The 24,211-nt window shown below is 68.5% G+C and carries 10 protein-coding genes; 1 reads left to right on the top strand and 9 read right to left on the bottom strand.

Features of this window, described 5'->3' with window-relative positions; genetic code table 11:
* Nucleotides 1-234: 234 nt before the first annotated feature.
* The 5 genes from ACI2LY_RS27580 to ACI2LY_RS27560 form a co-directional block, all read right to left on the bottom strand.
* Nucleotides 235-516: an Imm1 family immunity protein gene (locus ACI2LY_RS27580; RefSeq protein ID WP_404709503.1), complete on the bottom strand. Its 282-nt coding sequence runs from the start codon at nucleotides 514-516 to the stop codon at nucleotides 235-237.
* Nucleotides 517-1,117: 601 nt separating this feature from the next.
* Nucleotides 1,118-1,846, bottom strand: a complete 729-nt coding sequence (locus ACI2LY_RS27575; protein WP_404709502.1) for a hypothetical protein — start codon at nucleotides 1,844-1,846, stop codon at nucleotides 1,118-1,120.
* Entirely contained in the window at nucleotides 1,810-12,771 is a 10,962-nt protein-coding gene (locus ACI2LY_RS27570) for a LamG-like jellyroll fold domain-containing protein (protein ID WP_404709501.1), read from the bottom strand. Before ACI2LY_RS27570 ends, ACI2LY_RS27575 begins: the two co-directional genes overlap by 37 nt.
* Nucleotides 12,772-13,111: 340 nt before the next feature.
* Nucleotides 13,112-13,795 carry an HNH endonuclease family protein gene (locus ACI2LY_RS27565; RefSeq protein ID WP_404709574.1) on the bottom strand — a complete coding sequence of 228 codons (684 nt, stop codon included), beginning with the start codon at nucleotides 13,793-13,795 and terminating at the stop codon, nucleotides 13,112-13,114.
* A gap of 188 nt (nucleotides 13,796-13,983) precedes the next feature.
* Nucleotides 13,984-14,868 (bottom strand): hypothetical protein, encoded by an 885-nt coding sequence (locus tag ACI2LY_RS27560; protein WP_404709500.1) that lies wholly within the window; start codon nucleotides 14,866-14,868, stop codon nucleotides 13,984-13,986.
* Nucleotides 14,869-14,983: 115 nt separating this feature from the next.
* Between ACI2LY_RS27560 and ACI2LY_RS27555 the strand changes: the two genes are divergently transcribed.
* Nucleotides 14,984-15,577, top strand: a complete 594-nt coding sequence (locus tag ACI2LY_RS27555) for a TetR/AcrR family transcriptional regulator (RefSeq protein ID WP_404709499.1) — start codon at nucleotides 14,984-14,986, stop codon at nucleotides 15,575-15,577.
* Between the two features lie 95 nt (nucleotides 15,578-15,672).
* Here ACI2LY_RS27555 and mfd read toward each other — a convergent pair whose 3' ends face one another.
* The 4 genes from mfd to ACI2LY_RS27535 all read right to left on the bottom strand — a co-directional run bounded on the left by mfd (nucleotide 15,673) and on the right by ACI2LY_RS27535 (nucleotide 24,157).
* Nucleotides 15,673-19,206, bottom strand: coding sequence for a transcription-repair coupling factor (gene mfd, locus ACI2LY_RS27550; RefSeq protein ID WP_404709498.1), 3,534 nt, complete (start codon nucleotides 19,204-19,206; stop codon nucleotides 15,673-15,675).
* A 312-nt stretch (nucleotides 19,207-19,518) separates the two neighbouring features.
* Nucleotides 19,519-22,098 carry an ABC transporter permease gene (locus ACI2LY_RS27545; protein ID WP_404709497.1) on the bottom strand — a complete coding sequence of 860 codons (2,580 nt, stop codon included), beginning with the start codon at nucleotides 22,096-22,098 and terminating at the stop codon, nucleotides 19,519-19,521.
* Nucleotides 22,095-22,883 carry an ABC transporter ATP-binding protein gene (locus tag ACI2LY_RS27540; RefSeq protein WP_393913931.1) on the bottom strand — a complete coding sequence of 263 codons (789 nt, stop codon included), beginning with the start codon at nucleotides 22,881-22,883 and terminating at the stop codon, nucleotides 22,095-22,097. The genes ACI2LY_RS27545 and ACI2LY_RS27540 overlap by 4 nt, the downstream gene beginning before the upstream one ends.
* Before the next feature lie 407 nt (nucleotides 22,884-23,290).
* Entirely contained in the window at nucleotides 23,291-24,157 is an 867-nt protein-coding gene (locus ACI2LY_RS27535; RefSeq protein WP_404709496.1) for a cellulose-binding protein, read from the bottom strand.
* Between the last annotated feature and the right edge of the window lie 54 nt (nucleotides 24,158-24,211).

Genomic DNA, 24,211 nt, shown 5'->3' with positions numbered 1-24,211 from the left:
AGGGAGGGAGAAACAAGTAAGGCTGGAGTTGGTCGGCATGGAAGCGGACGAGCTGCGGGTCCCGAGCGATCAGCCTCCTGGGCCCGGCATCGCGTCCTCGACGAGACCGACCTCAAGCCTCGCCGCCCGACTCCCCTACTCCCCATGCGCCATCACGGCGGTCGTAGCTTACGCCGCCATGATCACTTCAATCGCTCCTCTTACCGATTCGATACACGTCGGTTACCTCCCCTATCAGTAGGGCTCTTCCGGCCACTCGATGCATGCAGGCCGAACGCCTCCGGAAAGCACGAACTCTTTCACGACCTGACGAACCAGGTCGATGAGAATCTCTGGCGATTCCCAGAAATTCCTCGAGTAGGTGAGCAGCGTGCAAGTCACCTCTTCCCCAGGACGCAGGATCAGCGATCTCAATTCCCGCTTCGAGTTCTCGGCCCGCTGCTCGCGTAACCTCTTCGGCTCACCAGCCGAATAGAACGTGGCCTCAAGCGACATAAACGCAGAAGTAGAAATCATTGTCGAAGGATCCGATCTGGATCATCTTGCGACCCTCGCTGGTCGTGAAATTATGCAATAAGCCTCCCGACCGACCCGCCCACCACCGCCGTCCGCTGACGTTGGCGTCACTGTGGCCGCCATCCGTCACTGAGCCCCGCCGGACCATCTTCCGGCGGGGCTCAAGTTTGCCGCCTCAAACGACACTATCGTGTCAACATTTTGATCGAGTGGACGGCTGGTGATCTCCGGTCATTGTCGGGCTCGTTCCACCGCATGAGTGGCAAACCCTTCCTTGCATTGCAGCGCTCTGCCCCGGCGTCACAACTGGCCCGGTCGCGGGGACCGACTCGGCCTTCTTCACCGCGTGGGCGACCTCCTTCGCCACCTTCTGGGCGCGAGGCACTCGCTCAAAACAGTGTTACCGTAAACGCATCAGAAGCCCCGCTGGAAATTGAATCCAGCGGGGCTTCCGACTTGTCCTCTTCACTGCCACAAAAGAAGATGATCATGATGGATTCTTCTCACCTAAGGCGAGAGAACACCACAATCTTCAGCTGCCACATTCGATTGCTCACGCGATGAGTTTTCCATCGCCTTGTGCGACCACTATGACTTGTCTTTATTCGACAATGAAAGCCCGAAGGGCGGATGAGAGCTCGCCACTATACTCATCACAGGCGGTCACTAGTCGATGACCCGCATTCGAACTGAGCAAGTCCTCACCAGATGGAGCAGCAAGAATGGACTCATGGCAGTCCCGTTCGACCTGAAGGTTTCTCGTACCGAAATAGCCCAGTCCGTAGGCACTGAGACGACTATTGACGTCAGCGAGATAGCTTTCGCGGCGCGCTCCTCCATCGACCACCGTGAGCGAACTGTCCATGCACGAGTCGAGGTAGTCGGCCATCTCCCGAGCAAGACTGATGATTCTTTCGGTTTGAATCACGCTCATCTCGCCCAACGCTTCACCGAGCATCAGCCAGCCATTGATGGCCTCAAGCTGAAAGCTCTCAGCGAACTCAGGATCGACCTGAGACTCGAAGAGGGGCGCAGAACAGAGTTCGGCAATCGCACGTTCGATACCCTCGTTGGCCTCGCCGTCCAGCCGCTCAACTCCCTCACGCAGCAGAGAGTTGAGCGCTACGGGATCTACTCCCCAGTCTGTCGGCATCTCGATGTCGACCAAAGGCATCTGCAATCTGCGCAGAGCGAAGTACGCAGCTTGATAACGCTGCCGCCGGCTCATGACATTGATCTGAGCTGACAACGTTTCGTCTTCACGCCAGTTCGACTGACTCACCGCCATTCTGCTCACCGATAACCCATAGTCGCCAAGAAGTTCGTCCATGCTTCATGATTTCTCCAGACGTACATGGACTGGCCAGGTATCTTCGCCTTGGTGCCGTTGGTGGCAGGCCCCACCATTTCTGCACCTACCTGGCCAAGGAAGTCTTCACAGCCATCCGGAGCACAGGCATTCCGCGATACGCCACCAGCCACCGGCGTCAGATCATTCGATGCCATGTAGTGGACGGCCGTTTCCTCCGCATGGGCTACATTCAAATTGTCCGCGATCACGATGTCATCACGTCCCAGTGATTGGATGTAGTCGATCTGCGGCTTTTCAAGTCCACGTCCCGCACCAGTCACCACATGCACCAACGAACCGTCGGCCTTCCGGGCGGTTGTCACCGCCGTCGTCCTGAATACGTCACGCGCGAACGGGCTCGGAATCTTGCTGTGGATGTCATCGGCCAACTGTTTGGCCTTTGCTGCGATTTCCTCCACATCGCAGTTGTGAACAAGGACTGACGTGTTGCCAGCCTGCACATAATACGTGTGGAGACTGCCGATGGTGAGGTCGTAGGTGGTGGTGTTCGCGTGGTACAGGCGAACACCGGTGACCTGGGCCGTGCCGGTCGGCGTCTGGAGGACGTCGCCGGGGGTGAGGTCCTTGGCTTCGACGAAGGCTGACTGGGTCTCGTCGTAGAAGGGGTGGTGGAAGGTCGTCGTCAGGTGTGCGGGCTTCGGCTCGGTCACCTGTGTCGAGGACACCTTGGTGACCGCTGCCACCGGTGCCGTCGCCGGGTGGGTGTCACCATGGCCGTGACCGGCCGACAACGCGCCCAGGACCGCGGCCGACGCCGCCAGACCGAAGGCCGCCTTGCGGGCCGCCTTCTTGGCCAGGGACTTGGCACCGGACTTCACCGAGCGCTTGCCACCGGTCTTCTTGATCGCCAGGTCCACGAAGTCGTGGTCCGTGTGCGTGACGATCACTGCGGTGACCTTGTGCGCCTCCGTGTCCTTCACGCCGGGAACCGAGTTGGCGATCGTGTCACCGACCTGAATGTGGTCGATAGCCTTGGTCGCCCCGTCGGACATCAACACCCGTGTACCGGCCGTGAAGCTGTGGCACTGGTCCTCCGCCGGTGCCTCGTCCGAGTGGGACTGGGACCTGGTGCCGGATGCCTCGGACTTCGCCGCTGCGGCGGCCTCGTCCGTCGCGTCGGCGGTGGCTGATTCGCCTGCTTCTGTCGCTCCCTTGCCGAAGAGGCCGCCCGCGACCTCCATGGCCTTGGGGGCCGCCTTGGCGAGGATCTTGCCGCCGAGTGAGCCGAGCGCTCCGCCGAGAGCACCGGTCACCGCGCCCTCGACCGCCGAGCCCGCGAACGCGCCCATGCTGCAGTCGGAGCCACCGTTGTCGGCGCACTTGAAGCCCTGTTCGACCAGGGCGCCCGCGGCACCGGCGACGGCCGCGCAGCCGATGGAGCCGATGCCTGCCGTGAATGCCTCACAGCCCGCGAAGACCGCGGTGGAGACCACCAGCGACGTGATCGCGGCGGCGTGGTTCTTGACGAACTTCGTCGCCGTCTTCGCCGCCTTGACCGTGGCGTGGTAGGCCGTGCGGGCGGCATGGGCCACCGCGTGCGCGGCCTTCTTCACCGCGTGGGCGACCTTCTTCGCGGCCTTCTTCACCGCGTGGACCACCCGGTGCGCGGCCTTCCGTACCGCGTGGTACGCCGAGTGCACCGCATGGACCACTTGGTGATACGCGCGTCTGACGTGCCGGGCCGCGTAGTGGTAGACGCGGCGCACGGCGCGGACCGTGGCGTGGTAGACGTCCCGCACCCGGTGCGCGACCTTGTGCGCCACGTGCCTGACGGCGTGGACCACCTTGCGGGCCACGTGCTTGGCCGCGTGGTAGACCTTGTGCGCCGCGTGCCTGACCGCGTGGGCCGCGTGGTGCACGGCCTTCTTCGCCCCGCAGACCACGTCGTACCAGGAGCAGTTGCCCGACTCGTCGGTACCGGCCAGCGGGTTGTCGTCGACGTAGGCGAACGGGTTCGCCGCCACCGAGTTCGGCACCGCGTCCAAGGACATGCTGTCCTTGTTGAGGAACTGCCCGGTGTCCGGGTTGTACCAGCGCGAGGCCGTGCCCACGTCACCCGTGCCGGGCTCGGTCCAACCGGACTGGAAGCCCAGGTGACCGGTGACCGTGTCGGTCGGCGAGACCACCTTGCCCAGCGGGTCGTAGGAGGCCGAGCCGGCCAGCGCGGTCGCGCCGGAGGCGAAGGTGCCGACCACGTCGTTGTGCTGGTCGGTCAGGGCCAGCACTCCGGCGCCGCCGCCGACCGGCTTCACGCCGACCAGACCGCCGCCCGTGTCGTGGGTGTAGGTGAAGTCGCCGTCCGAGGCGATGGTGTTGTCCCCGCCCGAGTAGGCGAAGGTCCGCGTGAGTCCGCCCGCCGAGGTGTCCCGGTCGGTGATGTTGCGGCCCAGCGCGTCCAGGTTGTACGCCTGGTCACCCGCGACGATCTGGGCGCCGAACGCGTCCGTCTTGTACGCCATCGTGCCGGACGACGACGACTCCTGGGTCATCGCGCCGCGCGCCGAGTAGTCGTAGGTGTGGACACCGTCCGACGTCAGCTGGTCGCGCTGGTCGTACGTGTAGACGTCCGAGCCCTTGCGAATGCGGTTGCCCGAGGCGTCGTACGCGTACGTCGTGTTGGTGGAGCCGTTGTTCCACGACGTGAGGCGGTTCGCCCAGTCGTAGCCGTAGGTGTTGCTGGACGCGCCCGACACGCCTGTCGTCGTCTTCGACGTCAGGTTGCCGTTCTTGTCGTAGCCGTAGGCGAAGCTCGCCAGGGTCGACGCGCCCTGCACCAGGGTATCGGTGGTGAGTTCGTGCGCGGTGTTGTAGCCGAAGGTGCGGGTCTGGCCGGTCGCACCGTACTTGACGGACTTGACCTGGTTGAGCTGGTCGTAGGAGTAGGTGAGCTGGGTGCCGGTCGCCGCGTCGTTGAGCGAGGACAGGCGGCCCGCGGTGTCGTAGCCGTAGGACGTGGTGCCCGCGGCGTCCGTGCGCGAGGTCATCGCGCCGTCGTTGTTGTAGGCGAAGCTGGACGAACCGGCCGAGCCCGACGTGGTGAGGGTGTCACCGCGGTCGTCGTAGGTGAACGCGTCGTGTGTCGCGCTCTGGTGGTCGACCGCTCCGACCGTGCCCGCTTCCGCCGTGTCCGCCGACAGCACGCGGCCGTCGTTGTCGTAGGAGAAGCTGCGGGTGGCCGTGACCGCGTCCGCGCCGGAGCCGGACATCGTCTTGAGCTGGCCGTTGCCGTCGTACGTCATCGACGTCGTGGTGCCGCCCGGCAGGGTGGCCGTCGTCGCCTGGCCGTCCGCGTCGTAGGCGAAGGTCGTGGTCGAGTCGGCCGCCGAGGTGAACTTCGACGTGGTCGGCTCGATCACCTTCTCCTGCTGGCCCCACGGGGTGTACGTGTAGCGCCAGGAGTTGCCGCGGCCGTCGGTGAACCGGGTGCGGTTGCCCGCCTGGTCGTAGCCGAAGGTCGTGGTGATCGACGTCGTCGCGTCGACCGGCTGCGTCTCCTGGGTGATCGTCCCGGCCGCGTCATAGGTGAACTGGCTGGTGTGACCGTTGGCATCGGTGGCGGCGGTCAGGTTGCCGACACCGTCGTACTGCTGCGACGTGCTCCAGAGCTGGGTGCCTCCGGCGTCGTAGGAGTGCGTGGCCGTCGGGTCGCCGGACGCGTTGTAGTCGGTCGTCGTGTAGGTGCCGTCCGCCAGGGTCGTCTTCGACGGGTTGCCCTCGAAGTCGTAGGCGTACTTGGTGGCGTTGCCGGCCGCGTCGGTGACCGAGGTGATGTCACCCGCGCGGTTGTAGGCGTACGTCGACGACACACCGCCGGGGCTGGTGGCCGAGGAGACGTGCGCGCCGTAGGGGTTGCCGGTGGTGACCGCGTAGGAGCTGGTCGAGGTCAGCGTCCGGGTCGACGGGTAGCGCTCCAGGGTCGTCTGCGTCAGCGGACGGCCCATGAAGTCGTACGTCGCCTGGAACTGGGCACCGGTCGGGTCGGTCGTCGAGAGCTGGTCACCGGCCGTGTCGTAGACGGCGTGGGTCTTGGTGCCGTCGGGCGCGGTGGTCTGGACGACGTCGCCGAGCTGGTCGAACAGGTTCGACGTGGTCTTGCCGCCCGGTGAGGTGACGGAGGTCTGGTTCCCCTCGCTGTCGTAGGTCCACACGGTCGTGCCCGCGTTGGGCTGCGACGCGCCCGTCGGGGTGTACGACGGCAGGGTCTCGGAGACCTTGTTGCCCTCCGCGTCGTACGCCGTGTTGGTGACCTGGAGGTTGGGGTCCCTCTCCTCGACCGCCTCGCCGAAGGTGTTGAACCCGGATGCGGTGACCGGACGGACGCTGCCCAGGTCGGCACCGTCCTTCTCCGCCTGGACCGCCGGGGCGGTGGTGAGCGCGAGGTTGCCGGCCTCGTCGTAGCTGTAGTCGGTGGTGTGGTTCTCCGCGTCCGTCATAGACGACGGGAGGCCACGCTTGTCATAGGCGTACTTGGTGGTCTGTGCGGTGGAGGAGCCGACGGTGCCGCCGGAGCGGCCCTTGCCGTAGAGCGAGGAGATCTCGGTGGCGGACAGGGCGCGCTGGTAGACCTGCACGTTGGAGACACCGGCGGGCAGGGCGTCGTCGGCGGCGCCCGCGTACTTGTCGCGGCCGATGGTCAGCGGGCCGGTCGCCGCCCAGGGGGCGGAGTTGGTGGCCGTGGCACCCGACTGGGCGCCGTTGACGTACAGCTTCATCGCGCCGTTGGAGGCGTCGTACACGCCGACCACATGGGTCCAGGCACCGACGGCCGGGACCGCGGTGGAGTACGCCGCCGGGAACGTCGTCCCGCTCGCGTCCTTGCTCGTGTGGACCAGGCCCCACAGCGGAGTGCTGGCGTGCGCGTAGTTGTACTCGAGCATGAACGCGCTGTTGGTGGTGCCGGTCTGCGCCACGATGCTCGCGTTGTGCGCCGGCAGCGAGCTCATCTTCACCCACGCCGACACGGTGTACGACGCGGTGGTGTCCAGCACCGGACCGTTCGTCGCCACACCCTGCGCCACAGGCGACCCCGCAAGACTCGCGGACGAGTCCGTCCAGGTCACATTGCTCGCCTGACCGGTGTTACCGGTACCCGAGGAGTCCGTCACCGACGTACCCGAACCCTGGTCCAGCTTCCACCAGCCCGCCGGATGACCCGAAGCGTCCCCGTACAGCGTCTCGCTGAGCAGGTTGCCCATGTCGTCGTAGGTGCTGGTGGTGGTGCGGTCGTAGCCGGTGGAGTCGCGGTCGGTCTCGCTGGCGACCTGGTCGTCCGGCGTGTAGGAGACGGTGCTCACCCGGTCCACGCCGGTCGGGTCCAGCTCCGTGGCGGTGGTCCGGGACGCGGCGTCGACGGTGTACTTGGTGACCGTCTCGCCGTTCTCCGAGGTGGACTGGAGCAGGTTCCCGGCCGCGTCGTAGGCGTCCGACTCCAGCACGTAGGTGCTCTGGCCGTCGCCGCTCTTCTTCGTCACCGTCGCGGTCAGACCGTCGTCGGTGTACGTGTACGAGGTGACGTTGCCCATCGCGTCGGTGATCGACGCGAGACGGCCCGAGGGGTCGTACGCCCGCGAGGACTCGGTCAGCAGCGTGGCGGGCTGCGGGTTCACCGGGTCGCCGGTGTACATCAGGCCCTGCGTGAGCAGGTTGCCCTCCGCGTCGTACGTGTACCGGGTCTCGTTGCCCGCGCTGGTGACCTCCTTGGTCTTGTTGCCCGAGGTGTCGTAGCTGTACGTCGTGGTGTTGCCGTAGCTCGCGCCCGCGGCCACGTTGGCGTCCGCCTCGGTCGCCACGTGGTCGTACGGGTCGTACGTCCACGTCTGGGTGCGCGACTGGTCGCCGCCGCTCGCGTCGGCCACGGTCTGCGAGGTGGTGTTGCCGTCCTCGTCGTAGACCGTGGTGGTCCGGGCCCGGTGCGTGGCGCCGCTGACGCGGTCGGTGATCTGCGGGTCGTCCTCCTCGGTCACCTGACCGGCCGTGTCGTACTTGTAGGTCGTGGCCAGACCGGCCGGATAGGTGTCGGAGACGACCTTCTGGGTGCTGACCTGGCCGACACCGTCATAGGTGTAGGACGTCGCCAGACCGATGGCGTCCGTGGTGGAGGCCACGTCGCCGTTCTGGTTGTACGAGACCTGGTTGACCGCACCGCCGGGGCTGACGGTCTTCACCGGCAGGCCCGCGGGCACCACACCTCCGTCCGCGGCCGGGTAGGTGGCGGTGCCGTCGCTGTAGACGGTCGAGGTCGTGCGGCCGTTCGGGAAGCCCGGAACGGCGGGGCCGGTGATCGCGGTCTGGTTGCCGGCCGAGTCGTAGGTGTACGTCGTCAGGTACGTGTTGTCACCCGCCGACGCGGAACGCCCGTCCCGCTCGGTCAGCAGCTGGTCGTTGCGGGGGTCGGCGGTGGTGAGCTGCGCGGTCGTGTCGTCCGGGTAGTACGTGTAGTACTCCGTGTTGCACTTGTTCGCCGCCTGGTCCTGGCAGGACGTGGAGGAGACGATGTTGCCGCGCACGTCATGACCGGTGACGGTCATCGAACCGTTCGGATCGGTCACCGTGTGCTCGAAACCGGACGTGTCGTAGCCGAAGCTGGTCGTGTTGCCCAGGGCGTCGGTCTCGCTCAGCAGACGGTTGCCGTGCGTGACGTCGTACTTGTAGCTGAGCGTCGCGTTGGTCGGCGTCGTCACCGTCACCGTCTTCACCGGGAGCAGGCCGGTGGAGTTCAGTGCCGCGTCGTACTGTGCATCGACGTCGTCTGCGGAGAGCTGCGAACGGTAGATGGCGGCCTCGGCGATGGAGCCCTTGAAGTAGCTGGCGTAGCCGGTGTTGTCTGTGGTGCTGGTGTGGGGCTCGTCGGGCCAGTAGCCGCCGAGGTAGCCCGCGCCCACGTAGGTGTAGTTCTGGCCGGTCATCGCGGCGGTGCCGGTCTGGGTGCCGACGAGGTTGCCGTCCAGGTAGAGGGACTGGCTGGTCGCCGACGAGGACAGCACCACGTGGTGCCACTTGTTGTCGGTCACCGCCGACCCGGAGCCCAGGGGCTTGGTCGAGCCGCCGGAGAAGTAGAACTCCCCGTACAGCTTGCCGCTGCTGCCCACGTAGAGGAGGGGCGTGTAGGCGGTCGGGGTGGTGGTGCCCAGCGGGTCCTTGGACGCGCCGACCAGGACACCGCCCGCGGTGGCCGTCTTGAACCACAGGTCCACCGACTCCGGACCCGAACCCGGAATCGTGCCGCTCGGCAGCGTCACCTTCGAGGACGTGCCGTTGAACGCACCGGTGGTGTGGTCACTGAACGGACCGGCCGAGCCCAGCGTCACCGACGAGTACGTGCCCGTCCCGCCCCGCACCTCATCGAGGGCCGTGGTGGCACCCGCCGACTCACCGAAACGGTAGTACTGGCTGGGGGCGCCGCCGAGGACCGCGCCGCGGTAGGTGTTGCTGGAGCCGGTGATGGTGGCCGGGTTCAGCTTCCACACGCCGCCGTTCTCGTCGGTCAACTGGGTGACGCGAGCGGCGTTGGTGTCGTAGGCGATGCCTGCGAACGCCTTGCCCGAGGGACGGGTGACGGTGGTCAGCAGGGGCGATGCCTTGGTGGCCGCGGTGTGGATGCGTGACACCTGGTCGGCGGTCAGCGCGTCCGGGTACAGGGCGACGTCGGCGATGGTGCCGTTGAAGTAGGTCGGGTAGCCCTGGTCGCTCGTGGTCGAGTAGTGGGGCTCGTCCGGCCAGGTACCGCCCAGGAAACCGGCACCGATGTAGGTGTGGTTCTGCAGCGCGCTGTGATAGCCGTTGCTGTAGGAGATCATGCCCGAACGCGTGCCGACCTTGGCACCGTCGAGGTACAGCGTCTGCAGCGAACCGGCCCCCGAGAGCACGACCTCGTGCCACGCGCCGTCGTTCACGGCGGAGGAACTCACGATCGGCGAGACACCGCTGCTGTTCCAGAACTCGGCGTTCAGCTTGCCGTCCGTGCCGACATAGATGCCCGGCGTGTACTGCCCCTGCGACATCGCATAGCTCAGCGGCAGAGTGGAGTAGGAGAACAGCACACCCGGCGCCGTCGTGGTCTTGAACCACATCGACATCGTCTGCTGGTTGGAGCTGGAGACCAGGCTCGGCGGCAGCTCCGCGTAGGAGGAGGAGCCGTTGAACTTCGCGGCGGTCGCGGTGGACCCGGCCAGCGGACCGGCCTGGCCGAGGGTGACACCGCTGTACGTGGCGTTGTCCGTGCCCTCGCTGTCACCGACCGAGCTGGCGGCGGTGGTCCCGCTCGCCTCGTTGAACTGCCACAGCTGCGACGCTCCGGCGTTTTCGACCTCGGTGCGGAACTGCGAGCCGTTGGTGTAGCCGTATGTCGTGCACTTGGTCGTCGACAGCGGCGAACAGACCTTGCTCAGCTGGTCGTTGGTGTAACCGTAGGTCCAGGTCTGGGCACTGTTGGAGTTGCCTGAATCGACCAGGTCGGTGACGACCGTCGCCACATGGGCCGCGGTCGCGCCGGTGGGCGTGGACCAGGTCAGGTTCAGCGACCGGCCGGAGACAGCGGACTTCATCTTCGTGACATGTCCGGAGGTCCAGGTGAAGTCCACCTGACGCTTGTTGGCGTCCGCCACCGCCGCGATGCCGTACACACCCGTGCTCAGAAGCTTGGTGAAGGTGTAGACGGTGTCGTCCTTGTCGGTCAGCGTGTAACCGACCGGCGACGCCTGCGAACGCAGCATCGCGAAACGACCCGAGGGCGCCGAGAAGGTGCCGTCGGAGTTCTTGCCGAAACCGACCTCGGAACCGTCCGGGTAGGTGACGGTGACCCCGGTCAGCGTGCCGGACGCGTTCTTCTGCTCGGTGACCTTGGCATCGAAGATGCTCGACCACCCGGCACCGAACGCGCCGGATATCCGGAAGTCGCGGGAGTTGTAGTCACGCTCGACATCGAGACTGGGGCCGACCGTGGAGATCGACGCGTCCGTGTCGGAGGTGGTGTAGTTGCCGATGGTCGCGTCGTAGCCGTGGTCGCTGCTGTTCTGCGACAGCTCCGACGTCAGGAAGGGCTGCGGCACCTCCGTCGTCAGCGCGGACGAGGGAGAGACCGTTGAGTACTTGGTGCCGTCATACGCCTGCGCGGTCCAGGTGTAAGAGGTGTTCCAGGCCAGCTTGCTGCTCGGAACGGTCCAGTTCGGTGTGGTCACCAGACCGGAGTCCACGACCAGGGTGCCCGAGGCGTTGTAGACCTTGAAGTCGTACTTCTGCGCCGCCGGGTTCTGCTGGAAGTCCGCGAACGCCTGGAGCTCCGGAGTCAGCGTGGACACCGACGAGTTGTTCGCCGGGAACGTCGCCTCCACCATCGGCGCCACATCACCGGTGTAGTCGTACACGATGTACGGCTCATCACCCGGGAAAGCCATCGAACCGAACTGCTTCCAGTGCAGCGCGTCCGTCGTCGCCGCGTACACCGCCAGACCGTGGTCCGCGGTGGTGCCGCTGGCCCACTTCTGCATCGCCGCCGTGTCCAGCGGCACGGTCACCCAGTCACCACCCGACTGGTCACCCGTGGTGTTCGCACACGCGTTGGGCACCGACGGAGTGACGCTGCCGATCGACGCACCATGCGCCGGACCGGGATAGGTCATCGAGTCGGTCGGATCCCATGCCGCCGACACCTGCGCGACATTGAACGCCTCCGGCGTACACGTCGACGCCCAGATGTCATACAGGTGCAGATTCGCCGAGACCAGCGAGACACCCGAACCGTCGAAGCTGTCCCGCCAGTCCTGCACGAACGAGACCGCCGAGTGCGCACCGGAGTCGTAGGAGCCGATCTTCAGGGTCTGCTCCTGCGACCGGTCCGCCACCGGATAACCCGACTCCGTGTACGTGCTGTGCACGTAGTCCCACACCGAGGTGTCCGGGTCCACCGTCACCGGGAACCGCCGCGCCTTCGCATGCAGCCACGCCGGATTCAGCGTCATCCGCAATGCCGACTCACCATGCGAGGTGACCAGCTCGTACGACACCGCGTGCGTCGTCGCCCGCTCACCCGAGACCTTGTCGATCTTCGAGTCGAACGCGTAGGCCGACGGGATCGAGGCGACACCCTTGCCACTGGCGTCCCGCAGATCAACCCCGCCAGCCTTGTTCAGCTCCGCCGTCAGCCCCTTCAGATGAAGAGGGAAGACCCACGAGTTCGCCGCGTCCGCTGAGTGCAGCACCAGCGCCTGCCGCAGACCCACCGACGTGGACGTCAACTCCAGGTCCGTGTCCGGAAGAACCCCCGGATACGCGACCGTTGACCCCTTGGCCACACCCGCGACCTTCGCGGCGCCTTCGAGGGCGAACCCGACGCTCTTACCGTCCTTGCCGAACGACGCGAGATCCTCATCGGCGGCCTTCGGCGCGAAACCGACATCCACCGCATTGGACTTCTCGTCCCATCGGCCGTCAGGACCACGGGCGACAGCGGTGTCGATCTGCTGCCATGTTCCCTTCTTGTCCTTGTAGTTCAGGGGGAAGGGGGATACCTTCCGACTGAACGAGCCGTCCGTGTTGTGGTAGTACGTCGACTTCTGCGTCGACCGGTTCGACACCCGCTTGCTGGTGCGGGGGTTGAACCCACGGAACGAGGCACTCATCCCGGCCTTCGCCGAGGACTTGTGCGCCTTGTACGCGCCGAGTTCGCCGCGGCCGTGACCCGGCTTGTGGCCCGCACCCCGATGGGCGCGGGTCGCGGCGGCCGATACATGGTGCCGCTTGCCGGCCGCGGTGCCGGACTGCTGGTGGGGCAGCTTGCCCCAGTGGGGGTCCGTGAACCAGGAGGCCCACGAGGACAGGCTCGCGCTCGGCAACTTGACGCGACCGAGTTCCAGGCCCTCGGCAAGGGCCTGATCGGTCGTGAACATCAACGCGAGCGCGGTGAGTACGACAACGGCGACCGAACGCCGCAGACGTTGAGCACGTCGTGCGGGTCTAGGTCGACTGAGTGGCCTTATAGGCACGGGTTCGACTCCAGCGATCAATAAAGGACAGATAAGCCTATTGATCTTGCCGTTGTGAACACCCTGTGGACAGCCACGAGAGACGATCTTGCGCAACTCTTGAACGCCGCTTGCTCAACCGGTCATTTTGTCGATAAACACCCCTTTGCAGCTTGTGAACATCTTTGCCGTCCCATGAGCAAGTGCACACCGATGCGATGCATGGACGACCGGAAGGTGCCGTCGGGCGTGCCGACCGGTCGGGTCAGCGGGCCCGGAAGCGGGACGGGGCGTTGGTGGGGTTGCCGCCGGTGGGGAGTTTCTGGGTGGGGCAGTCGGCGAGGATCTTCTTCATCGCGGACTTCTCCGCAGAGGTGACCCAGAGTTGGTACTTCTTCTTCACGGCGACCTGGGCGGCGACGTAGGTGCAGCGGTACTTCTTCTCCGGGGGGACCCAGGTGGCGGTGTCGCCGTCGCCCTTGCCTCGGTTGGTGCTCGCGTCGACCGCCAGGAGGTTCAGGGGGTCGTTGGCGAGGGCTATGCGCTTGCCCGCGTCCCAGTACTTGGCGCCCTTCTGCCAGGCGTCCGAGAGGGCGACGACATGGTCGATGTCGACCAGGCTGCGGCCTCGCCGGTAGGTGACCTTCTTGCCGGAGTAGGGGTCGGATTCCAATACCCCGAAGGTCACCTTGCACTTGCCGTCGCTGAACTTCACCTCCGTCAGGTCGCGCTTGAGGATGTCGTCGCGGGTGTCGCAGGAGTTGGAGTCGGTGTCGGCCCAGGCGCTGCCGAAGCGTTCGCGCGAGTAACCGGTCTTCGGTGCGCGGCCCTTGACCTCGAGGGTGTCGGCGGCGGCCAGGGCGGCCCCCTTGGCGCCCGTCGGCTCCGCGCCGGAAGAGCCGTTGACCTCTTCGGCCTTGCAGCCCGTCACTGCGGTCATCACGGCCATGGCGGTGACCGCCCCGCCCCACAGACGCTTCACGGCACGTCCCCCTCGCTCGCCCTGGTCCGTCCGCGGACGCGGGCGGAGAGATCCGCCCTCCACCGTAACCGCCGGGCGGCGCTTGGTGGATAGGAGCCAAAGGGGCGTACAGGGTCATTAGGGGCTCTGAGACCCTGCCGGTTCGCGCGCCTCGCTCAGACCTTGCCTATTCCCAGGGTGGATTCGGAAGGCAGGAGGCCGGAGGAGAGGACCGCGACCCAGTGGTCGCCGAGGAGGTCGGCCAGGCGGTCGGCGTCCGCTCGGCCGAGGGACTGCCAAGGGCCCGCGGCCAGGCGGTCGGTGTGGTCCTCGACGCGGCGGCGCAGGGCGCGACCCTCCTGGGTGGCCGTACCGTCCGGCTCCACCAGGCCGCGCGCGGCGAGGCGTTCACGGGCGTCCGCCCACTCCGCACGGTTCCAGCCGCGGCTTTCGAAGCGCTCCACGGACGCGGCGCCTATCGCCGCGAAGGACACCAGGGACTCCACCGGATCGAGCCCCTCGACGAGCAGGGCGGCCAGATGGCCGTCGCCCCGGTGCTCCCGGAGGATGGTGGCCGCGTGCCACAGCTGGAGGTGCGGCGCCTCGGGCCAGGGCAGTTCGGCATTGGCCGCCGCGAGCGGACGGCCCTCGGTGCCCGCCGACTCCGCCGCGCGGCGGGCCAGGGCGGCGGCCTCGGCCAGCCCGGGGCCGTCCACACGGTCTCCGAGGATGGCGCGGTAGGCGCGGTCAATGCCGCGCAGGCGGGCCGCCAGGACCTCTCGAGGGTCGGAGATGTCCCACGCCCGCTTCATGTGTTCGGTGACCATGCGCGGGCTGAAGCTGTAGAAGGCGGAGGTCACCCGCTCGGCGCCGACCTCGCCCAACGGAGCCGCGCGCAAGGGGAAGTAGACGGGCCAGCGATCCCGCGTCCCGTACCCGAGCGCGGCCATCTCCTGCTCGACCTCGGGTGCGAAATAGAGCAGTGCGTGGAACGGCTCCAGCAGGTGCCAGAGCTGGCGAACGCGAGCTGTCTCCACCATTTCCTGCGTCTTCTCGGACATGCCGGTCTCCTCCCCCGGATGCGACCGCTGGTCGGCCGCCTTCGACTTGACACTGACTAGATTGCCCGGCTGGGGATAACTTGTCAATGACTAGATTCTGCGTATTCTGGTGTCCATGAGCCCCTCCAAGTCCGCGTCCGCAAATGGGCGGTCGTACCACCACGGCGACCTGCGGCGCGCCGTGCTGTCCGCCGCGCTCGACGTCATCGCCGCCGACGGCCCCGGCGCGCTCAGCCTGCGCGACCTCGCCCGCCGGGCGGGCGTCTCGCACGCGGCGCCCGCGCACCACTTCAAGGACCGGACCGGGCTGCTCACCGCGATAGCCGCCGAGGGGTTCGGCCTGCTCGCGGACGCCCTGCGGGAGGCGCCCGGACTGCGCGAGGCGGGCGTGCGCTACGTCCGCTTCGCCCGCGAGCACCCCGCGCACTTCCAGGTGATGTTCAGCCCCGAGCTGCTGCGCGCCGAGGATCTCGAACTGACCACGGCCCGGGCGCTGGCCGCCGACGCCCTGGGCCAGGCCGTCACCACCGTCGACCCCGGCGACCGGGGCCCCGACGCCCGGCTGGCCGGGATCGCCGCCTGGTCCCTCGCCCACGGCTACGCCACGCTGCTCCTCGGCCACAACCTCGACGGCCAGGTGGGAGAGGAGGACCCGGAGGACATGTTCCGCGCGCTCACGGCGATGCTGTTCCACTCGGCGGCCGACTGACACCAGGGCCGGGCATCGAAAAGGGCAGCGGAAAGGGCCGGAGGAATGCCCGCTCCCCCGGCCCTCTCAGCCGACTGCCTCAGGACCCCAAGACCTCAAGACCCGAGGATCGACGCCAGGAACTCCCCTACCCAGCCCAGGAGTTCACGGCCGACCAGCGGCTTGCCGCCGACCTTCGCCGTCTTGGGGCGCGGCACCAGCACCTGGTGCGCGGTCGCCTTGATGACCGAGCCGGGGTACAGCCGCTGCAGCCGCAGCTCCTGCGACTCGCGCAACTCCACCGGCGCGAAGCGGATGTTGTTGCCCTGGAGGACGATCTCGCCGATGCCGCAGGCCCGCGCGAGCATGCGCAGACCGGCGACCAGCAGCAGGTTCTCCACCGGCTCGGGCAGCTTGCCGTAGCGGTCGGTGAGTTCCTCGCGGACGGCCTTGATGTCGTCCTCCGAGTTGGCGGAGGCGATGGACCGGTACGCCTGGAGGCGCAGCCGCTCGCCGGGCGCGTAGTCGTGCGGGACATGCGCGTCGACCGGCAGCTCGATCTTGACCTCGAGCGGCGCTTCCTCCTCGATCTCGCCGGTCTCCAACTGGCGCCGATAGTCGGCCACGGCCTCGCCCACCATGCGCATATAAAGGTCGAAGCCGACGCCCGCGATGTGGCCGGACTGTTCGCCGCCGAGCAGGTTGCCCGCGCCGCGGATCTCCAGGTCCTTCATCGCCACGTACATACCGGCGCCCATCTCGGTGTGCTGGGCGATGGTGGCGAGCCGTTCGTGCGCGGTCTCGGTGAGCGGCTTCTCCGGCGGGTACAGGAAGTAGGCGTACCCGCGCTCGCGGCCACGGCCGACGCGGCCGCGCAGCTGGTGCAGCTGGGAGAGGCCGAAGTTGTCGCCGCGCTCCACGATCAGGGTGTTGGCGTTGGAGATGTCGATGCCGGACTCGACGATCGTCGTGGAGACCAGGACGTCGAACTTCTTCTCCCAGAAGTCCACCACGACCTGTTCCAGCGCCTGTTCGGACATCTGGCCGTGGGCCGTGGCGATCCGCGCCTCGGGGACGATCTCGCGGAGCCGGGCGGCCGCGCGGTCGATGGACTCGACCCGGTTGTGGATGTAGAAGACCTGGCCCTCGCGCAGCAGTTCACGGCGGATGGCGGCGCCGATCTGCCGTTCCTCGTACGGGCCGACGAAGGTGAGGACTGGGTGGCGCTCCTCGGGCGGGGTGGTGATCGTGGACATCTCGCGGATGCCGGTGACCGCCATCTCCAGGGTGCGCGGGATGGGCGTGGCGGACATGGTGAGGACGTCCACGTTGGCGCGCAGCTTCTTCAGCTGCTCCTTGTGCTCGACACCGAAGCGCTGCTCCTCGTCGACGATGACCAGGCCGAGGTCCTTGAACTTGGTCTCGGAGGAGAACAGGCGGTGGGTGCCGATGACGATGTCCACCGAGCCGTCCTTGAGCCCCTCCAGTACCGCCTTCGCCTCGGTCTCGGTCTGGAAGCGGGACAGGGCGCGCACGTTGACCGGGAACTGCGAGTACCGCTCGGAGAACGTGCCGAAGTGCTGCTGCACCAGCAGCGTGGTGGGCACCAGGACGGCGACCTGCTTGCCGTCCTGGACGGCCTTGAAGGCGGCGCGGACCGCGATCTCGGTCTTGCCGTAGCCGACGTCGCCGCAGATCAGGCGGTCCATCGGGACCGACTTCTCCATGTCCTCCTTGACCTCGGCGATGGTGGTGAGCTGGTCGGGGGTCTCCGCGTACGGGAAGGCGTCCTCCAGCTCGCGCTGCCAGGGGGTGTCGCCGCCGAAGGCGTGGCCGGGGGCGGCCATGCGAGCGCTGTAGAGCCTGATCAGGTCGGCGGCGATCTCCTTGACGGCCTTCTTGGCGCGCGCCTTGGTCTTCGTCCAGTCGGCGCCGCCCAGGCGGTGCAGGGTGGGCGCCTCGCCGCCGACGTACTTGGTGATCTGCTCCAGCTGGTCGGTGGGGATGTACAGCCGGTCGCCGGGCTGGCCGCGCTTGGCAGGCGCGTACTCCACGACCAGGTACTCGCGGGTGGCGCCCTGGACGGTGCGCTGCACCATCTCGATGTAGCGGCCGACGCCGTGCTGCTCGTGGACGATGTAGTCGCCGGATTCCAGGGTGAGCGGGTCGATGGCCTTGCGGCGCCGGGCGGGCATCCGGGCGCCCTCGCGTCCGGCGGCCTTCTGCCCGGTCAGGTCGGTCTCGGTGAGGACGGCCAGCTTGAGCGCCGCGTCCACGAAGCCGTGGTCGATCGAGCCGCAGGAGACGTGCACCACGGAGGGGCTCAGCTCGGCGAGGTCGGCGTCCAGCCGGGCCGCGATGCCCTCGCCGCCGAGGACCTCGACGGTGCGGGCGGCCGGGCCGTGGCCCTCGGTGACGTACACCGTGCGCCAGCCCTCGGAGAGCCAGCCCTTGGTGTCGGCGAGCGCCCGCGCGGTGTCGCCGCGGTAGGTCTCGGGGGCGCGCATGCCGAGTTTGAGGGTGTCGCCGTCGAACTCCTCGTCGGCGGCGAACGGCGAGACGGACCACCACATCATGTCCAGCTCGCGCGCGCGGTCCCGCACGTCCGCGATGGACCACAGGGAGGCCGCGCCAACGTCGATGGGTGCCTCGCCGCCGCCCGCGCTGGCCGCCCAGGACGCCTGGAGGAACTCCTGGGAGGTGGCGACGAGGTCGGAGGCGCGGGTACGGACCCGCTCAGGGTCGCAGACCACGGCCATCGCGCCCTTGGGGAGCACGTCGAGGAGCAGCTCCATGTCGTCGACCAGGACGGGGGCGAGGGATTCCATGCCCTCCACCGCGATGCCCTCGGCGATCTTGCCGAGCAGTTCGCCCAGCTCGGGGTGTTCCTCGGCGAGGGCACGCGCGCGGGCTCGTACGTCGTCGGTGAGGAGCAGTTCGCGGCAAGGCGGCGCCCACAGGCCGTGTTCGGCGACCTCCAGGGAGCGCTGGTCGGCGACCTTGAAGTAGCGGATCTCCTCTACGTCGTCGCCCCAGAACTCGATGCGCAGGGGGTGTTCCTCGGTGGGCGGGAACACGTCCAGGATGCCGCCGCGTACGGCGAACTCGCCGCGCTTCTCGACCAGCTCCACGCGCGCGTACGCGGCGGCTGCGAGGGCTTCCACGGTCTCGTTCAGGTCGGCGGTCTCGCCGGTCCGCAGGGAGACGGGCTCCAGGTCGCCCAGGCCCTTGACCTGCGGCTGGAGCACGGAGCGTACGGGGGCGACGACGACGGAGACGGGGCCGGTCTCGGGGTCGTCCGGGCGGGGGTGGGCCAGGCGGCGCAGGACGGCCAGGCGGCGGCCGACGGTGTCGCTGCGCGGGCTGAGGCGTTCGTGCGGGAGGGTTTCCCAGGAGGGGTACTCCACGACGCCCTCGGACGGCAGCAGTGAGCGCAGGGCTGCCGCCAGGTCCTCGGCCTCGCGGCCGGTGGCGGTGACCGCGAGCACCGGGCGGGTGGTCTCGCGGGCCAGGGCGGCGATCGCCAGGGGGCGGGCCGCGGGGGGACCCACGAGGTCGATGTGGGGGCGGTTGCCGTCCGTGGCCGCGGTGATCGCTTCCGCGAGGGCGGGGTCCTTGACGACGGCGTCGAGCAGACCGTGCAGGCTCATGGAGGGGGCTTTCCGTCCTGGGGGTGGGAACGCGAATCGCCCGACTCGTGTTACGGGCCGGGGGTCTTCCAGCGTACGACGCTGCGGTCGGGCTTGGCGGGGGCTGTGGATAACCTCTGTTGCTCTGGTGCCCTGTGCTGCAGCTCGTGTACCAGGGGGCTCTGCCCCCTGGACCCCCCGGTTTCCCACCCAGCCCGCCCGTCTCGGTTGGCGGAAAAGGGCGACTTGGAAAGCAAACACCCCGCAGCGCCCCTCCCCAGACACGCCGGTGCCGGGAGCCCCCAGCCCCCGGCACCAGCCCCCTCACTCCCCCTACTCCGTAGCGATCGCGCTCAGCACATTCATCCGCCCCGCCCTGAACGCCGGGATCAGGGCCGCGAACAGGCCCACGAAGGCGGAGGCGAGGAAGACGGTGAGGATCGTGGGCCAGGGGATGTCCAGCACCATGAGGCCCTGGAGGGCCAGGAGTTTCTGGGCGGAGGCGCCCCAGCCCATGCCGAGGCCGAGGCCGAGGAGGGCGCCGAAGAGGGCGATGACCACGGACTCCAGGCGGATCATGCGGCGCAGCTGCCTGCGGGAGAGGCCGATCGCGCGCATCAGGCCGATCTCGCGGGTCCGCTCGACCACCGACAGGGCGAGGGTGTTCACCACGCCGAGGACGGCGACGATGATCGCCAGCGCGAGGAGTCCGTAGACCAGGTTGAGCAGCTGGCCGATCTGGTCCTTGAGGGCCTCCTTGTAGTCGGTCTGGTCGCGCACGGTGTACTGCGGGTAGTCGTGCAGGGCCGCCTTGAGCGACGTGTACGCGGCGTCCTGCTTTCCGTCCTTGGCGGTGGCGAAGAACAGCATGTCGAGCGGCATCTTGTCGGCGGGCACGTACTTCTTCACGGTGGCGATGGAGACGTACATCGCGCCCCGGTCGATCGCGGCGTCGTCGCTGGTGATCGCGCGGACCGTCAGTGCGGCCGTGCGGCCGCCCTTGAAGGCGACGTCGACCTTGGAGCCGATCTTCAGGCCGTGTTCCTCGGCGAAGCCCTCGAAGACGGACATGGAGTCGGGGCGGTAGGCGTCGGCGAGGTCGCCCGCGACGGTCTCGGAGCGCAGGTCCTGCGCGTAGGAGGGGTCGGCCGCGTTGATCGTCTCTTTCTTGGCGACCTTGCCGTCCGGTGTGGTCAGCGCGGCGGGCAGGAGCTTGTACTCGGTGACCCGCTCCAGGTCCGGGGTCTTCTTGAGCGCTTCGACGGCCTGCGGGGTGATGACGGAGCCGTTGTCGCTCTGGACGATGAAGTCGGCGCCCACCGTCTTGTCGAGCTGGTCGGTGGCGGAGGCCACCATGGACGAGCCGACCACGGACAGGCAGGCCACCAGGGCGAGGCCGATCATCAGGGCGGCGCCGGTCGCACCGGTGCGGCGCGGGTTACGCAGCGCGTTGCGCTCGGCCATGCGGCCGACCGGGCCGAAGACCCGGAGGACGATCGCGCCGAGGACGCGCACCACGCCGGAGGCGAGCAGCGGGCCGATCACCACGAAGCCGATCAGGGTGAGCACCACGCCGAGGCCCAGCCAGGCGGAGCCGACCCCGGCCTTGTCGGCGGCGGCGGCCGCGAACAGGCCCGCCGTGCCCGCGCCGGTGAGGACCAGGCCGATCACCGCGCGGATCACCCCGGCCCTGGCGTCGGCCGGGGCGCCCGCGTCACGCAGGGCGGCCATCGGGGAGACCTTGCCCGCGCGGCGGGCCGGGAGGTAGGCGGCGAGGACGGTGACGACGACGCCGAGCACCACACCGGCGACCGGGGTGGTCCAGGCGACCGTCAGATCGTCGGTGGACAGGTGCATGCCCATCTGGCCCATGAGCTTCATCAGGCCGACGGCGATGCCGACCCCGGCGCCCACGCCGAGCAGGGAGCCGATGAAGCCGAGGAGGAGGGCCTCGATCAGCACCGAGCGGTTGACCTGGCGGCGGGAGGAGCCGATGGCCCGCATCAGGCCGATCTCGCGGGTCCGCTGGGCGACCAGCATCGAGAAGGTGTTGATGATCAGGAAGATGCCGACCAGGAAGGCGATCCCGGCGAAGCCGAGCATCGCGTACCGCATGACGTCGAGGAAGCCCTTCACGTCCTGCTGGTTGGCGTCGGCCACCTCCTTGGCGGTCTGCACCTTGTATCCGGCGCCGAGGGCGGCGCTCACGTCCTGCTTCAGGCGGGCGTCGGTGACGCCCTGGGCGGCGGTGACGTTGACGTTGGTGTAGACGCCGGTGCGGCCGACCAGGGCCTGCTGGGCGGTCCTGGTGTCCAGGTAGAAGATCGCCGCGCCGGGGTTGGTGACGGTGAAGGTGGCGATGCCGGACACGCGCGCGTGGTGCGTGCCGACGGCGGTGATGACGCCGATGTCGTCGCCGAGCCTCAGGTGGTGCTTCTTCGCGGTGTCGGCGTCGACCATGATCTGGCCGGAGTCCTTGGGCGCGGCGCCTGTGGTGACCTTCATGGTGCGGGCGTCGTTGCCGTTCCAGTTGCCGACGATGGTCGGCGCGCCGCTGGTGGGCGACAGCTTGTTCTTGTCGCCGTCGACCACGGTGACCGAGGTGGAGAACACCGTGCCCTGGGCCGACTTCACGCCCGGCGCCCGCTCGATCTCACCGACGACGGCGGCGGGCAGTATCGGCGGCTTGCCGGTGTCGGAGGTGGTCTCCCCGGTGTCGGAGGCGCCCTTGGCGCTCACGGTGACGTCGGAGGACGTCGCCTGGAAGAGCTTGTCGAAGGTGGTGTTCATGGTGTCGGTGAACACCAGGGTGCCGCAGACGAACGCCACCGACAGCAGGACCGCGATCGCGGAGAGCGCCATCCTGCCCTTGTGCGCGAGGAAGTTGCGCAGCGAGGTCTTCAGGACGGTCATGAGGTACGCCCCCGCGCGTCGAAGTCCTTCATGCGGTCCAGGACCTGCTCGGCCGTGGGCTTCAGCATCTCGTCCACGATCCGGCCGTCGGCGAGGTAGAGCACGCGGTCCGCGTAGGAGGCGGCGACGGGGTCGTGGGTGACCATGACGATGGTCTGGCCCAGCTCGTCCACCGAGCGGCGCAGGAAGCCGAGGATCTCGGCACCGGCGCGGGAGTCGAGGTTTCCGGTCGGCTCGTCACCGAAGATGATCTCCGGCCGGGCGGCGAGCGCGCGGGCCACGGCGACGCGCTGCTGCTGGCCGCCGGAGAGCTGGGTGGGCCGGTGCCTGAGCCGGTCCACGAGCCCGACGGTCTCCACGACCCGGTCCAGCCACGCCTTGTCCGGCTTGCGGCCCGCGATGTCCATGGGCAGCGTGATGTTCTCCAGCGCGTTCAGCGTCGGCAGCAGGTTGAACGCCTGGAAGATGAACCCGATCCGGTCACGGCGCAGCCGGGTGAGCTTCTTGTCCTTCAGGCCGGTGATCTCGGTGTCGTCCAGATAGATCTGACCGCTGGTCACGGTATCCAGACCGGCGAGGCAGTGCATCAGGGTGGACTTGCCGGACCCGGAGGGGCCCATGATCGCGGTGAACTGGCCGCGGGCGATGTCCACGTCGACGTGGTCGAGGGCGACGACGCGGGTCTCCCCGGCCCCGTACGCCTTCACGACCTGCCGCGCCCGCGCGGCCACGGCCGTAGGCCCTCCAGTGCCCCCGTGCCTGGGAATGGTCACAGCCGATGTCACGGTATGTCTCCTATGCGGGTCGATCGCGGGCACCCTGGATCGCGGTGCGATGCGGGAGTGGAGTGGTGCGGGCCGGTACGTCCGTGCGCTACGCCTGAAGTCTGGCCGGAGCGGGGGGTGCCGCACGCTGGTGCGGACCCCCGTCTCCCCGGGGGAAATCCCTACCCCCCGGGGTTCGGCCAGCCGCCCCCCTGGCGGCATAAGACCAGACTAAGGACGGGGTGGGGCCGCCCTCGTCCTCCGCGGGGACGAACCCTCCCCGAGCCCGCGTACGGAGATACCCCTAGGGGTACTCCACCGCCGGGTGGAGCCCTTCTCAGGGTCGTCTCCACCCCGGACCGGCTCAGCCTCCACCCTTACGCCGCGTCAGGGTCAACCCGTCCCCGAGGGCGCTCCATGACCCGGCATCACCGCGCGGCGGCGACCTGGCCCGTCAGCTCCGTGAGGTGGTCGCGTACGCGGCTCGTCTGGGCCTGTACGTCGTCCCACGTGTCGCTGTGTTCGCGCAGTACGTGTTCCGTCTCGCGGGCGGTGCGCTCCTCGTGGAGGCGGGCCGCGGCGACGATCTCGGCGGCACGCGCGTGCGCCTCGTCCTGGCGGTGGCGGGCCCAGTGCGTCGCCTCTTCCAGGGCCCGCCCGGCCGCCGCGAGTCCGGCCTCCGCGCGGGCCGTCCGCTCGGCGAGGCGGGCCTCGGCGGTCACCGCCCGCTCCGCGTCCGCGCGTTCGGCCGCCGCCCGGCGCTCCGTACGCTCGGCCTCCTGCGCGGCGGGCATCGTGGCGGTGTGGGCGCGCGCCTCACGCAGCGCCGCGAGGGCCTGCCCGCGCAGCTCCCGTACCTCGCGCCGGGCGTCCACGCGTACCCGGTCCGCCTCGGTGCGCGCCGCCAGCAGCAGCCGACCGGCCTCCTCCTCGGCCTCGGCGCACAGCGCGTCGGCCGCCTCCCGCGCGGCCCGCACCACACCGGCCGCCTCCCGCTCGGCCCGCGCGACCTGGTGCCGTGCCTCCTCGTGGGCCGCCTCGCGCACGGCGGCCGCCTCCTCGCGCAGCAGCCGGAACGCGTGCCGGGCCCGCTCGCCGAGGGCGTCGTACTCCTGCGGGGCGAGCCCCGCGGCCGTCTCCCCGAGCCGCGCGGCCTCGGCCTCCATCCGCCTGGCCAGCACGGTCAGCCGGGCCACGCGCTCCCAGGCCGCGTCCCGGTCGCGGGAGAGCGCCGCCAGGAACGTGTCGACCTGGTCGGGGCGGTAACCGCGCGGTGTCCTCGCTGTGCCGCTCACCGGGACCCCTCTCCGTCGGACATACCCGACATGATGATTTCCGGCATATCCTGC

The organism is Streptomyces sp. NPDC002176, assembly GCF_044903645.1.
Classification (GTDB): domain Bacteria; phylum Actinomycetota; class Actinomycetes; order Streptomycetales; family Streptomycetaceae; genus Streptomyces.
This window is presented reverse-complemented; position numbering and strand designations above follow the sequence as displayed.